The following is a 13,391-nucleotide window of genomic DNA, read 5'->3' as shown; positions in this document are numbered from 1 at the left end:
TTACAATCTATATTTATTGCTTTTTCAAGCCTATTATTTGTTTTTTTTACATTGTTCCTTTTAATATTATTAATTTTATATTGGTAAATAGGAGGTAAATACAGAGACATTCCTTACATGGAAATTAGTTCTGACAGTATCTTCATACTTGTTATCTTTTCATCTGAAACAGGTGCTATATGATAAGTTTTTTTTTAATAATTATGGACAAATTCCGGTTCTAGTACACATTTATGGAGAAGCAAATTTTATATATTCTGAATATTTAATCTCCACATGCGGATTGTCGCTTGATATGGTTTGCCGTACTGCTTTAATCCGTTTCCAAAACCACCATCCTTTGTATTCTACCCACACGGCTTGATGGAGGGTCACAGGAACCCTTATATTTCCTCTAAGATGATTGTCCTCAATCAGACCTGTCAATTGTATATGTGGTGTTACCATTTCCACTTTTTGTCTGACTTGGGAAATGGAATCACGGATAAAGAGTGTGTCCCGGATATCGGCATCAACCGGTACCCTTATCTCTATGTTATGTCGTGCCGCTGCTTCGAGTTTCTTAACCTTGATTCCAAGCTGCCTGATGATTTTAGCATCTTCGCTTCGTAGCTCTTTGTATTCGTCTCTGGTAAGTCGCAGTACTTTTGTCTCAAGGGCCATCGTTGCGGAATCGATCTGCATCCGCTTCATACCGGAGAGCAGCGCGGTATTGTTCATTCGGAAACGGTCGCGCTCTTCTGTGAGATACAATGCATGTCTGTGCTGCAACCAGACAATTCCTCCGAGCAGGAAGAGGATGGTTGACAATATTCCATTTAATTTATTCATAAGATATGGATTTTTCGGGAATGAACCACAGGAATTCATCCAGATAACTTTCTTCCAACAACACAAGGCTGCCCCGGTTCGTTTCCCGGTTCTGTGAGAGGTCTTCCACGACCACTCCACGGTGGCCGATCAGTTCGTCCAATCCCATTTGTGAGAGTTCGGACGAGACGATGATAGTAATGTATGCGTTCTTAATCATGAAAGGTTATGTTCTATAGTCCTATTTGTGCGCTCCCTGGCATTTGAGGAGTTCACGAATGTCCGCACGAATTTCGTGCAGATCATTCTGAACGCTGTTGAGCTGCATCATGGTGGCCTCAAAAACAGACTTGTCCAGTTTCATGGCGTCAATACGGTCATACTGGTTTTTGATTTCGGTCTCCATACCGGCACATTTCGTTTCCAACCTGGCAATCTGCGCCGTGTTGTTGATATGTTGTATGTACAGTGTCAGTGAAAACGATAGTACTACTACAATAATCTTGAAGTACTTTATTACAAATTCCTTGAATTGTTCCATATGATTATTCCATTAAAAGAGTGTATGCGTCCTTGATAGCCCTGAGCAGGAGTTCTGCCGCCGCACTGTCCCAAAATCCATAGACAATCAATGCGACCATGATTGCCAGATAAGTCCACCAGGCTATCTCCTGTTTGTCAATCTTATGCTTCCCTCTGGTCATCTTCTGTCGTTTTTGGGGGTACAATTACATTAAAAATCACATTGCCGTCATTACCCTCGATGCGCAAGCGACTCTCTTCCTTGTGCCTGATGGGGAAAATTTCCATCAGTGCCTTGGCGGCATTGACCGACACGGCCCTAAGTGCCGCAGGAGAGAGGGGGACTCCGAAACGGTCCGTATAGTCCGAAGTGGCCGCCTCGTCCATGACGGCTTTGAGGGTTTCGGTCACTTGCAGTTTCACGGCCATTGTTTCCATTTCAAAGCGTTCCGAAGACAGCAATGTCCTGATGTGTGCCAATACATGGGGCTTGTTCATCAGGTAGTTGGCGGAAGCATTAGGATTCTTTACCGCATTCTCCCCAAACACTTCCACGAAACATTTCTTCGGTCGTCCCGCATATTCCAGGCCGCCATTCACATAGAGGTTGCAATATTGCAGTTCCTGTTCTGTAAGCGGCTTTCCTTCCGGTTTATCCGGCATGTCCATTATCTTGTCTGATTTCATTTCCTTCTTTTTCTGAAAGAGTAGCGGGTTTCCAGTGATGAGGTTTTACAAAATCCGCTTTCTCATTAATTAATTGTTCCATCAGTGCTTCATAAAACACTTGTGCCAGCGCGTCGGCACATGCCTCGGCATCCGCCAGTGAATTTATAATCCGCAAATTGAACTTAATTTCAAGATCATAGCCCGATATAAACGCCATAAGTTCATTGCCGTCATAGCCTAATGCCCCATATGTCATACGGTCTGCAGTATGAAACGTGATGGTTTCCGGAATCGGGCCCTGCTGAATGTCTTCCGCATCTTTTTTATTGATATCCGTCATCATATTTTAAAGTGTTTACGGGTTTTCTCTTTTGTCTGTATTGTGATTGCTTCCCCTCCCGCATGACGTAACCGGGAGGTATAGATACCAAGTATGTCAAGTGTGGCCGTTACATCGGCAGCCGCATCATGTGCATCATTCAATTCCACTCCCAATCGGGAGGCGATCAGCTCCAATTTGTAAGAAGTCACTTCCGGATCGGCTGCAAATGCCAGCCTCCCTACTGTAAGCGTATCGATATAGTGGGGCTGGAAATTACCGTAATAGTCCTTCGTTCCGGCAAAAGCTTTTTCAAACTCAGCAACCAGTCCGGCATAGTTCATCAATTGTTGTAAAAAACCGATATCAAAAGTGACATTCTGTCCGATCAGTATGGGTTTACACTGGTTGCCTTTCGACAAGGCGCTACGTTTGGCGAAGGCGATGATTTCTCCGGCCGCCGTCTTCATATCCACCCCTTGTGTGCGTAACATTTCCATAGTGATGGCGGAATAGTCCAATGCCGTCTGCTCATATTTCATAGGGACAACCCCGGCCTCCTTCGCCTGTTCGTGGCGGGTTCGTAACACTTTGCGACGGGGCAGTCCGGCATCCGCCTTGCCATAGGGGGCGATATATGCCTGGCAATGGTCGAACACCTGCCAGGTGTCGAAACGTACGGCTTGCAGGGCGATCTGGGTACAGGCGCATTCACGGCAGTCCAGACCGCCGGTTTCAAAATCCATCCCGATCCCCACGTATACTTTCTGTTCTGTTTTTGGTGTCATGTCTTAGGATTGAATGAATAACATTGAGTTCTTATAGGTTTGGAGCGTATTGCATCCGTTATAATCACTGTAACGGACGACAGCCGTGAGAATGACCACCCGGCCCTTGAGGGCCTGTATCTCGGCGCGGTGTTCCATGTAGTAGTCGTTCCAGCAGACACATTCCGTAATGCGGTTGTTCTGCGAGAGCGTGAGCTTGGCGAAACGTTTCCGGCTTCCCGTTTCCCTGTCCTTATAAGTATGCTCCGCAACCTCCACGACCGTGGCGCAGACCGTTACCTTCCGGCCGTCGTTCTCATCCAGTGCCACCTTGTCCAGTGCCAGGTAAGAGGCTTTTCCCCTGACCTGCCTGCGGGCTTCCGAGTTGTCGAAGATGCGCCGGTAATCAATACTGCCGATGCCCGATACGGCAATCTGCTGTTGCGACCAGAAGAAATGCCTCCCACGTATATCTGGGGGGAAGTCTTTTTCGGAAAGAGAAAATCCCAGTTCCCTGGCGGCACGTTCGAGCAGGGCACAGCGTTCGGTAACCGCCCCGACATTTTCCACGCGGTCAAAACATCCGGCAAGGACCATGTGCTTGACATGGCGGGCATTCACGGGCACTTTCACCGCCTCCTCCGGGTTGTCCGGGTCATCCCAATAGCTGTACTTTTTGAGCTTGTAACGGAAAATGCGGTGTATGAAGTTCTCAATGCCGGTATACGCCCCGCCCCGGTCACGTTCCGTAATGATGTGTTCCGCCGTCTTGACACCCACCTGTTTGATACGGGTAAGCGACCAGAATATTTCATCGGTGGCGTAATCGGTAAAGAACTCCGTTCCCGAGCGGTTGATGTCCGGCGGCACGATCTTGGCTGACGAGCAGCGTTCCATCTCCGCCATCAGCGGGGGGATTTCCTTGTCGTCCGCCCATTGCAATGCTACGGTATAGAATGCCGACGGGTAATTGGCCTTGAGCCAAGCCCCGCAGTAGGCGGTCAGGGCATAGGCTGCGGCATGGGAGCGGTTGAACGAATATTTTCCGGCCACCTCTATCTTGTGCCAGATTTCTTCCGCTTCATAGTCCGGGCAGCCATTGCGGACAGCCCCCGCGATGAAATCGGCCTTGAGCGTAGCCATCAGATCCGCCTTCTTCTTGCCGATGGCTTTTCTCAACAGGTCGGTTTTGCCGAGGTCGAAGTCGCCGAGCGTGTGGGCTATGGACATGAACTGCTCCTGATAGCACATTATTCCGAACGTGTTCTTCGTCGCCTCGTAACAGCCGTAGTCATAGACCGGCGCCACTTCTCCCCGCCGGAAACGGATATAATCCTCCGTGGCCCCGATGTCGAGCGTGGCGGGACGGTACAGGGCGTTGATGGCGATCAGGTCCTCTATGCACTTTGGCCGCACATCCTGAATGAAGCGGGTGATGCCGGGTGAAGAGAACTGGAAAACATTCTGTGTGTTGCCTTCAGCGAGCAGCCGGTACGTCTTGTCATCCTCCAGCATCTCCTGTGTGATACGTTCTATGGACAGTTCCTGTCCGAAATGACTGTTGGCCAATGCGATGACGGCGCTGAGCTTGGCGAGCTCCTTTGTCGCCAGCACATCCTCCTTCAGCAGCCCGATCTCATCGACCGAGTAGCCGTCGAATTCCGACACTAATGCACCGTCCATCTTTCGGACAGGCAGGTAATCGAAGCACTCGGCCTGCCTGCCGTCCCGGGCATCAGGTGTCACTATAATTGCGGAAGCATGTATGGATGCGGCCTTGGGCTGTCCGAGAAGCCCGCGCACATCTTCAATGACTTCCGGATAGGTCTGGATAAACTCACGCAGTTTCCTGTTCGTCGTCGCCTGCATGAACAGCCCCGTCCAGTCCGTACCGTCATCTATCATGGCTGTGATATAGTTCACGATGGCATGCGGTACGCGGTGCACACGCGCCACATCCTTCAATGCTGCCTTGAGCTTCATGGTCGTAAAGGTTCCAGCCGAGAATACACGCTGGCGGCCATCCACATTGTAACGTTCTTCCAGATAGTCCTTGATCTCCTGCCGCCGGTCGGAAGCGTAATCGACATCGATATCGGGCAAGGACGCGTGTCCGCCTTCCGTCAGCCCTCTGTCAACGAACGAATCCATGACAGTCAAAGGGGTATCCGCTTTCCTGATTTTAATGTGAGTCACTTTCATCTTATATATTTCTTATATCGAACAATGGCGCTTACCGTCTGGCGGCTGACGCCGTACTGTTTTGCCAGGGTATCCTGTGAGGCTTTGCCGGAGAAATACTTCACCCGTACCTCTTCCGCCTGTGCGTTCGTCAGTTTGGCGTTCACACTTTTCTCTCCATAATCCTGTTTGAGCCCGCCCGCAATGGCGTGTTCCATATTCCGTTGGTGCGTACACATTTCCAGATTGTCCGCGTTGTTGTTGTATCGGTCACCGTCAATATGGTTTACTTCCAACTTTGGATTCCATTCCGGAAGGAAGTGCTGTGCCACGAGACGGTGTACGGAGAATTTTGTCCCGACGCCTCCTTTATAAAGCCGCACACAGTCGTAATATGAGGTGGTCCCGCACCAATGGCTCATGATCCGTTCAGGCTGTATCCAGGTGATACCGCCATGCGATACCTGCCGTTCCAGGCTCTTAATGCGCCCCTTGTTGCTGATTCTATACTTCCCTTCATAATTTTTGATATCCACCCAGATTTCCCGGGTGTCAGTCATTGGCTATTCTGTTATGTGCTGTTTGAAAAATATCCCGGTCTATTTCCACGCCTATGAAGCGCCGTCCCATGTTCCTGCAGGCGACAGCAGTACTGCCGCTGCCCATCGCAAAATCAAGGACGAGGTCCTCCTCGTCGGTATAGGTGCGTATCAGATATTCCAGCAAGGCAACCGGTTTCTGTGTCGCGTGCAGACAGGACATCTGCTTGTCCGTCTTGAATCTCAATACACTGCGCGGATAGCGTTCCGTGGAGATGTAGTCCCGGTAATTGTCATGCTGCCGACATATCTCCCCGCTGTCACACTTGCGCCGGTGGTCGGCCATTACGATCTTGCACCGGTGCCCGTCCGTTTTGACGGGGTTGTATTTGGACAGCCTGTCATAGAACACGAGAATGTCCTCGTGTGCTTTCATCGGCATACGCCCGGCATTGAGAAAACCTGTCGCCTGTGTCTTCTCCCAGATCCATTCATAACGCAGCTTTTCAAGATTGGAACAGCCCAATATGCTGGTAAAAGGATGCTGGCAGAACAGCAGTATGGGAGTTCCGGGGGCGGAAACGCCTTGTATGGCATTCCACATCCCCCGAATATCTATCACGGCATCCCAGCGGCAGTGTGTCGTACCATATGGCGGGTCTGACAATACCATGTCGGCAACGATGCCCTGCCCTGCCAGTAGGGGCAGCACCTCGAGGGCGTCACCCCGGTAAAGGTCGCAGCCGTCATAGGGACGGCGGTGTTCGTAAGTCGGATTCATGGGTTTCGAGTTCCTTTAAGTTCCACAAACAATCTCGGCGGTCAAAAAGAATTTCGTCACCGCAAATCAATTCACCGGCATATATTGTTTTTTCTTCCCCATCGCGGAGAATCCTCAAACGGGCATCCGCACAGAGACGATAAATTTTATTTTCAGATTGTATCTCCACATATTGTTCGCCTTTGTTAAGCGTAATGTCCGGAGCCAGTACCGTTATCTCGTCTTTCCAAACCAGTCCGCAGCGTTCCGGAACAAGAAAACGTGAGAAAATCAGGTCGTATTTCAGCGGGTCGATGGAGGTAATGCCCAACAGGTAGGAGACCAACGATCCGCCGGCGGAGCCACGCCCGATACCGGTTGCAATGCCCCGGCGGTGCGCCTCACGCACCATGTCCCACTGTACAAGAAAATAATCCACGTTGTCGGTTGACTCGATGATATAGACTTCCTCGTCCAGCCGTTCCCGGTAGCGTTCCATATCCGGAACTTTTCGTTTCAACCCTTCATCAAGCAGCCGGAGAAACATCGTGCGGCGATTGCCGTACCGCTCCACTTCTTCGGGACGCATACGGTATTCGGGCATGAACATCCGTCCGGTCTCGAACACGGCTTCCGCCCGTTCTGCAATTTCCACCGTAGGGCGGCACATACGTCCGAACAGGGCATCGAAGTCCCATTTCTCGGAGAAAAGCGGACGGAGCGTGTCATATAGTTCATCCGCCGTTTTGAAATATTGTTCCCCGCTTTGTTCATGTGCGGCTCCTGCAGCAATTTTGTTCACTATAATTTTGGAAGCGGCATCATCTTTATCCATGTAATAGCAATCCGGAAGGAGGATCGGTTCTACTGTAAACAGATCCCTCCCGGTATCATAGCAATTACAGAAATAATATTTAAGGGCTTCCAGCTGCTCCCGGTCAATACGGTCCGCCTTATATTCGTTGGCGTCTATCTGGTAATAAACCGCTTCGGACCCTTTCCGGATCCGTTCCACCTGCTTAGGGTGTCCGGCCATCCAATAGACAGATCGGGTGGCAAAGACCGGTACACACCCTGCGGCATACATCAGCAGCTGTTCATAACGGATTGTATTGTTTTCCGAAACCACCATCACGGCGGACTGGATGCGCAGCAGGTTGTGGAGCCCCTCATTGTTCAGGGCATACATTTTCAGGTTTACGGCTTCTTCTTCATGAATCATTGTCAGCGAGTAGCCGAAGATGTGTTTCAGCCCGTTTTTGGCACATTCTTTTTGGAAATTGAGTGTGGCGGCCATTGTATTACGGTCACAAATGCCGACCGCCGTATGTCCTGACCATTTTGCCTTGCGGCATAAATCCTCCAGGGAACCACAGGCGTTCAGCAGTTCGTAAGAAGTATGGACACCAAGATTCACAAACGGAATGTCATGTGCCGGAGGCCCGGGACGGCCGATGTATTTCAACAGATTGAAACGGAATTCTTCCCGAAGGTCGTAATAGTACCAGTTATATCCGAAAGGAAAAGCCACATGGTAGATTCCCTCCTCCATCAATACTGCCGGATTCTCCATCAGATTGAAGACAAGTTTATCGCCGTCACTGCGGAAAATGGATTCCACACCGGACAGGTCAGCCGTGAACAGCCGTCCGAACCCGGGTATGTCCACCACCTCCGTGTCAACCGGTATATAAGAAATCCGTTGTATATCAAGCCATGCGAGCAGTTCCTGTATCATCTTTCCTGTACTTTTTTGAGTTTGTATTCAAGGACAGACAGCAGACGGTAGGCAAAGATGCCGTAGACCTCCGTTTCCGCCAGTTCATCCCAGTCTTTATCGGCATCCGCTATATCTGCGATGAATACCTCGAAGTAGGTCCTCAGCCGTTCCGCAGCCCGTTTGACCGCCTCGACGGCATCACCGTCATATCCAATAACCACGGTCCTCACGCCTTTCGATTGCAGCTTGTAAATCTGCACATCGGAAATTTTCTTTCCGAAAGTCGCTACGGCGGCAATATGCGGGTTATCGTAAAGTTCAAGTTTTCGCGTCAGCGCGATGACGTCAAAAACGCCCTCTGCAACGATGACCGTATCGGTACCGTCCTTGCGTACGGCATCATAGTTATAAAGAAGTTTGGAAAAGTCGTTCTCTGTGGAATTCCGATAACGAAGTATCTTGTATTCACCTTTGTACTTCGTTTTGCGGTTGTAGGTGTCTATCTCCTCTTTTGGCCAGGTATGGCGCGAAACATATCCGACAACCATACCGCAGTCGATGACCGGGAAAATTACATAGTCGGCATACCGCGGATTGAGCCTGCCGGTTATTCCGGCAGGAAAGTATTCATAGTCATCGAAGCAGAATCCGCGCTGTTTCAGATATGGGTGGCGGAAAGTTCGTTTATAGAAGTCCGGCAGTCCGGACGGGACCAGTTCATCGTCTATATCTTCCGCCTCATCAGGTTCCAGCAGGTGCAGGTTCAGCGGTGCCGAGATGTCTGTTGTTTCGGAAACCATCAGGTCCATGCGTCCGATAGCCGCCAATAACTGCGCAAGTGTACGGGTGGACGCCCCGCAGGAGAAACAGTGTGCCATGAACGGTCTGTGGCGGACGGTTTCCTTACCGATATAGATACCGAACTTACCGCCCTGCTTGCCGCAGAACGGACAGCGCGGAACTATAAGGTTCTTGCCGCTCCCGTCCCGTTTGGCCCCCGTTTCACGGGTTATCTCCGAAACCAGATATTGATATTCCTGTACAGACAGTTCCATATGAAAGGTATAGCTGCAGTACAAGGGCTAAAGTTTAAAAACGCCTCATAAATTTCATACTGTCTTGATACGCTTTCTCAAGACGGAAATGGGTATCGCACACTACCGCAACAGGAGAGGGAGCCTCTATGCCTTAAAAGGCAGGACGAAAACCTGTCCATATGTCGTGGCGGGTGCTGGTGCGGATAACAAGGAGGTCAGTGGGAACAGGCCTTCTCCCGGACAGAGGTTCATGGCAGGATACCGCGAACTTATCCGACGAAAGGGGATATAACAGAGGAAACTTCCATGTATTACTAAGAAAAATCCGTACAACAAAAACCTGCCGGCAGACTCCGCACGAAAGGACGGATAAAAAGCCCGGCAAGATTTCACGTCTGCCCCAAGGACATACTGACTGTACCGAAATCCGGAAAGACCTCAGGGAGATTCCATGAGTGGCTCTTTCCATGATTTTTTAGGGAATTTATTTGACCGGTCGGAATTAAATCGCTATATTTCAAATTACAAAGCGACTGTGTTTAATGAAATTTATTAACGAAAAGTATATGAAGACAAATGAGGACTGGTCCGAAATCGTGGATACGCTTCGTCCGTATCTTAATGGGAATTCAGCAAGAGAAAGGCATCTGAGGGATGTAGAGAACTGTCTGCGGTTTCTCGGATGGAAAAAGACCAACGGAACGATGAGGTCACGCTCCACATCAGACGAGGAGTCCGGTAAACCGGCAATAACCTTGTTGAAACGGGAAGGGAACTCCGGATGGCAGGCGTTTCCCGTCATGACGGAATCCCCGGATGGCATGACATACGCCACGGGGCTGTATATAAGGGAAAACATCCGGCTTTATTACAGACCCGATAGCGGGACAGGCATACCGGTCTGCGTGCTGACGGCGGAATTCAGGGAGGATGACACCAATGGGCCGCTTCTCTGCGCCCTGCTGTCCTGTAAGGAGTTCGATTTGAAAAGTGTGGAGAATTTCTGTCTGAGGCGCTACAACCTGATGCGTACGGGTGGCAGTTTCCGCCAGTGGGTGGAGGATTTTCTTTCCGAAAGTAGCGGAACGGGGAATATCATCGGCCTGCTCAGGGAAAGATTCATGTCCGAAGGGTTCGAGGAGTCCCTTATCAGGGAGGAACTGGAGAAGCTCGGACTTAGGGTACGCTATGAAAAAGGGCATGCCGTAATCACCCTCCGTTACCCGGAATGAAGCGGTTTCCCGCGGCAGTCCCATACCGCTATTACCAGCCTGTTACAAAACTCTGTACTGCATGCCTGGCGGGCTGACCGACCGGAAGAACTGGGAGCATAGCCTTCTCTATATGGGAGAGATTGGTCTGCCTTTTGCAGTTCATTTTCACAGGAATAAAACTATCTGCTATTGAACTTTCATTTTGAACGTTTTTTTATTCCCTGTTCAGATTCAGCGTCCTCTGCCCGTCATAGAACACCTCGTTGTCATAGTCCGTCGCTATTTTGATGGTATCGCCCTTTTTGAAAAAGCGGCTCTTGGCCACATGCAGGCGCATCATGTTCTCCTTGCGTTCGGCTGATGACTGGTTGAGCGAAATAAGGTGCGTGCATGGGCGTGCCAGCCCCTTGGCTTCCGAACAGTTGTACTCTGTCAGTACATTCCTTTCGTCATTCAGCCACTCGCGGTCTTCAATGGTCGATTGATATGTCACGACCATCCATACCTTTTCGTCCGCCGCCAGGTCCTTGAGGTCATTGGCCACGGCGATACGCTTTGCGCGTTCATGGTCGGCCCCCCATGAACGGCGGTTGGCGTCTGTCAGCAGATCCATCGAATCGACGATGACGATGTCCGGATTGTGACCTTTGAGTTTGCGATATTCCGAGATTCCGTTCTTGATGTCAAGTGTCGATACCTGGGCGTTGAAACGCGGATAACTGCGTACCGTGATGCTGCCGGCATACGATGCCACCAGCTTTTCCAGATGGCGCATCTCCGTATCCGAGATCTTTCCCCGTTCGTAATAATAGGCGTTCTTGGAAACCAGCCCTCCCGAATAGGCGTTCAACGCTTCCTCCTCGGACCCCTCCAGCTGGAAGTGCAGCACATGCAGCCCGTCGTCGATGTCCGCCCTGACACCTATCCATTTGGCGATATGGGATTTCCCCACACCGGTACTGGCAAGAAAGCAGGTCAGCTGTCCTCGCAGGTTGCGCCCGGCATTGAGCGCGTCCAGAAACGGGATATAGAACCGGGACACACGTGGTGATGCCGAGCGTTCCTCTTCCTCCTCACGGCGGCGGTTCCGCTGGAAGCGCTCCGTAAAGGTCTCCGCCACATCAATGAACGAGGTACTCTTCAGTGTAAAGCCCGCCAGCCATTCGGCATACCCGCGCAATGCCTTTTCCGCCTTGTCCTGTTTGTTCTCGTTATACAGTTTTCCCACTTCCGCATAGACCGACTGTAACCGGACACCCTTGATGTAGGACTCCAGCATGTCGATCATCACTTCGGAACTCTGGCCCTCGTCATACTCCCGGAAGGTATCTATCAACTCAATGGCATCGTAATCCTCATGGAAAGTCTGTGCCAGTACGGCATATGACGGCGGTGTCTTGTAGGTTCTGAAATGTGCGGCAATAGCCTCCTGCACCCGTTGGAATGAGCGGTCCGGAAGGTATTCCTTGCGCATGTGGCGGGAAAGGACAGCGCACAGCTGCTCCTGGCACAGCGCCGTGGCATAGAGCTCATACAGGAACTCGGCACTGAGAGGATTGACGGAACTCATGGCTTCACCTCCTCTTTCCACCATGCCTCACAACGAATCCGGTAAAGTTCCGGATAACGAGCCTCTGTTCTACGGCGGCACGGATCCGCTTTCGCACATTTGGAACATGACGGCGAGAAGGGTGTCCACATCAATGTGGAGAGCGCACAGACGAGATAGCCGGCCTCGCTGGAGAGCAGGCGACGTTTGGTAATCTCCTCATATTCCGGGTAAATGAAACGTCCGAAAGGATGCCCGCAGCGGTTCTCCACTGCCTGTGTCAGACTGTCACGTGACAGTCCGAAACCTTTCAGCCACTGGTCTTCCCAATAACGGCGTTCCTTTCCGGAATGAAGATACCGGTCAGTTGCCTTCCGTCCAAACGAGTGGGAAATGTTCCACTTTCCACGATAAGAGGGGGCATATCCGGAAAGGGCATACACCTGGCATATGCAGAAATCTGACAGGCGTCCCGGACTGACAGATCCGGCTTCCCGGCACAACAGGTCGAAACATGCCGAAAGCTGTCTGTCCGCCTTTCCTCCGGACGGGAACTGGAAATCCGGCCACACTGCAGCACGGAGCAAGCGTGTAAAAAGCCTCCGGCATCCGTCAATCCACTCTTTTTTCTCCATCACGTGTCAAAAGTTTGCGCAGTTGTGTCTTGGCCAGAAAGAGACGGCTCTTGACCGTCTCCACATTTCTGGTCTGCAATGTTCCGTTGCGGTAAGTTATCTCCATGATTTCTCCGATCTTATAGCCGGCCTGCTGTAAAAGCAGGGCCTCTTTGTAAATCGGCTTGAGCCTGTCCAATGCCCAAAGGATATCATCATTGTAATACTTGTGATAATTATCCATTCCCATGCAGTTCTCCGACGGTTCGTCCTCGCCCGGCAGGGAGGAGGATATTTCCGAGATATCGATATTGTCATCCGGGGGCATGCGGCTTTTGTTGCGGTTGTTGAGGTCCGCCACAAGCCGTTTGGTCACGGCATAGATCCATGTTTTCACCGGACGCGCCGGATCATAACTGTCCATGTACTTGAAGAAATTAACCAGCGCTTCAAGATAGTTATCCTCTATGTCCTCCTGGTTATAGGTATATTTGATACAAATGCTGTATATCAGATTCTTGTGCGGCATCACATACTTTCTGAGAAGTTCCGCCCTCCGTCTTGCGGATTCATCGTCAGAGGGTACAACCGCAATAAACACATCTTTCTTTTCCACGTTTTCACTGACCGAAAAAAGGTTGATAATGAATCTCATGTCCTAATCTGTCAGCTGCCATTGAGCATCAATTT

Annotated in this window: 17 protein-coding genes; 2 read left to right on the top strand and 15 right to left on the bottom strand. The window is 50.6% G+C overall.

The window, feature by feature from the left end:
- Window positions 1–231 precede the first annotated feature (231 nt).
- From LPH68_RS18070 to LPH68_RS18015, 12 genes are read right to left on the bottom strand one after another with little or no spacing between them, the layout of a single operon-like run.
- Window positions 232–831 carry a DUF6549 family protein gene (locus LPH68_RS18070; protein WP_048698802.1) on the bottom strand — a complete coding sequence of 200 codons (600 nt, stop codon included), beginning with the start codon at window positions 829–831 and terminating at the stop codon, window positions 232–234.
- A complete protein-coding gene (locus tag LPH68_RS18065; RefSeq protein ID WP_048698804.1) occupies window positions 824–1,030 on the bottom strand; it encodes a hypothetical protein in 207 nt (68 codons plus the stop codon). Before LPH68_RS18065 ends, LPH68_RS18070 begins: the two co-directional genes overlap by 8 nt.
- A 21-nt stretch (window positions 1,031–1,051) precedes the next feature.
- The gene (locus LPH68_RS18060; RefSeq protein ID WP_048698807.1) at window positions 1,052–1,351 is read right to left on the bottom strand and encodes a hypothetical protein; all 300 of its coding nucleotides are present in this window, start codon (window positions 1,349–1,351) and stop codon (window positions 1,052–1,054) included.
- A gap of 4 nt (window positions 1,352–1,355) precedes the next feature.
- The gene (locus LPH68_RS18055; RefSeq protein ID WP_162838076.1) at window positions 1,356–1,514 is read right to left on the bottom strand and encodes a hypothetical protein; all 159 of its coding nucleotides are present in this window, start codon (window positions 1,512–1,514) and stop codon (window positions 1,356–1,358) included.
- The gene (locus tag LPH68_RS18050) at window positions 1,495–2,019 is read right to left on the bottom strand and encodes a hypothetical protein (RefSeq protein WP_048698810.1); all 525 of its coding nucleotides are present in this window, start codon (window positions 2,017–2,019) and stop codon (window positions 1,495–1,497) included. The genes LPH68_RS18055 and LPH68_RS18050 overlap by 20 nt, the downstream gene beginning before the upstream one ends.
- A complete protein-coding gene (locus tag LPH68_RS18045; protein WP_229093127.1) occupies window positions 1,985–2,344 on the bottom strand; it encodes a hypothetical protein in 360 nt (119 codons plus the stop codon). Before LPH68_RS18045 ends, LPH68_RS18050 begins: the two co-directional genes overlap by 35 nt.
- Window positions 2,341–3,108 (bottom strand): PolC-type DNA polymerase III, encoded by a 768-nt coding sequence (locus LPH68_RS18040; protein ID WP_048698818.1) that lies wholly within the window; start codon window positions 3,106–3,108, stop codon window positions 2,341–2,343. The genes LPH68_RS18045 and LPH68_RS18040 overlap by 4 nt, the downstream gene beginning before the upstream one ends.
- A 3-nt stretch (window positions 3,109–3,111) precedes the next feature.
- Window positions 3,112–5,289 carry a DNA polymerase III subunit alpha gene (locus LPH68_RS18035; protein ID WP_048698822.1) on the bottom strand — a complete coding sequence of 726 codons (2,178 nt, stop codon included), beginning with the start codon at window positions 5,287–5,289 and terminating at the stop codon, window positions 3,112–3,114.
- Window positions 5,286–5,828, bottom strand: a complete 543-nt coding sequence (locus tag LPH68_RS18030; RefSeq protein WP_048698826.1) for an HNH endonuclease — start codon at window positions 5,826–5,828, stop codon at window positions 5,286–5,288. The genes LPH68_RS18035 and LPH68_RS18030 overlap by 4 nt, the downstream gene beginning before the upstream one ends.
- Window positions 5,821–6,519 (bottom strand): site-specific DNA-methyltransferase, encoded by a 699-nt coding sequence (locus tag LPH68_RS18025; protein ID WP_230297054.1) that lies wholly within the window; start codon window positions 6,517–6,519, stop codon window positions 5,821–5,823. Before LPH68_RS18025 ends, LPH68_RS18030 begins: the two co-directional genes overlap by 8 nt.
- A gap of 34 nt (window positions 6,520–6,553) precedes the next feature.
- Window positions 6,554–8,305, bottom strand: a complete 1,752-nt coding sequence (locus tag LPH68_RS18020) for a PHP domain-containing protein (protein ID WP_230297053.1) — start codon at window positions 8,303–8,305, stop codon at window positions 6,554–6,556.
- The gene (locus LPH68_RS18015; RefSeq protein WP_048698833.1) at window positions 8,302–9,342 is read right to left on the bottom strand and encodes a toprim domain-containing protein; all 1,041 of its coding nucleotides are present in this window, start codon (window positions 9,340–9,342) and stop codon (window positions 8,302–8,304) included. The genes LPH68_RS18020 and LPH68_RS18015 overlap by 4 nt, the downstream gene beginning before the upstream one ends.
- A 200-nt stretch (window positions 9,343–9,542) precedes the next feature.
- Between LPH68_RS18015 and LPH68_RS18010 the strand changes: the two genes are divergently transcribed.
- Together LPH68_RS18010 and LPH68_RS18005 are read left to right on the top strand one after the other, a co-directional pair.
- Complete coding sequence (locus tag LPH68_RS18010; RefSeq protein WP_230297052.1) at window positions 9,543–9,779, top strand: hypothetical protein; 237 nt, start codon at window positions 9,543–9,545, stop codon at window positions 9,777–9,779.
- A gap of 249 nt (window positions 9,780–10,028) precedes the next feature.
- Window positions 10,029–10,556, top strand: a complete 528-nt coding sequence (locus tag LPH68_RS18005) for a hypothetical protein (RefSeq protein WP_230297051.1) — start codon at window positions 10,029–10,031, stop codon at window positions 10,554–10,556.
- 196 nt (window positions 10,557–10,752) lie between these two features.
- Here LPH68_RS18005 and LPH68_RS18000 read toward each other — a convergent pair whose 3' ends face one another.
- From LPH68_RS18000 to LPH68_RS17990, 3 genes are read right to left on the bottom strand one after another with little or no spacing between them, the layout of a single operon-like run.
- A complete protein-coding gene (locus tag LPH68_RS18000) occupies window positions 10,753–12,108 on the bottom strand; it encodes a DnaB-like helicase C-terminal domain-containing protein (protein WP_048698842.1) in 1,356 nt (451 codons plus the stop codon).
- Window positions 12,105–12,722 (bottom strand): hypothetical protein, encoded by a 618-nt coding sequence (locus LPH68_RS17995; RefSeq protein ID WP_048698845.1) that lies wholly within the window; start codon window positions 12,720–12,722, stop codon window positions 12,105–12,107. Before LPH68_RS17995 ends, LPH68_RS18000 begins: the two co-directional genes overlap by 4 nt.
- Window positions 12,700–13,356, bottom strand: a complete 657-nt coding sequence (locus LPH68_RS17990; protein ID WP_230297049.1) for an RNA polymerase sigma factor — start codon at window positions 13,354–13,356, stop codon at window positions 12,700–12,702. The genes LPH68_RS17995 and LPH68_RS17990 overlap by 23 nt, the downstream gene beginning before the upstream one ends.
- Window positions 13,357–13,391: the final 35 nt, after the last annotated feature.

The organism is Bacteroides sp. 1_1_30, from assembly GCF_020982715.1.
GTDB classification, from domain to species: Bacteria; Bacteroidota; Bacteroidia; order Bacteroidales; family Bacteroidaceae; genus Bacteroides; species Bacteroides xylanisolvens.
Note: the sequence above shows the minus strand (reverse complement) of the source record. Positions and strands in the feature narration are given on the sequence as shown.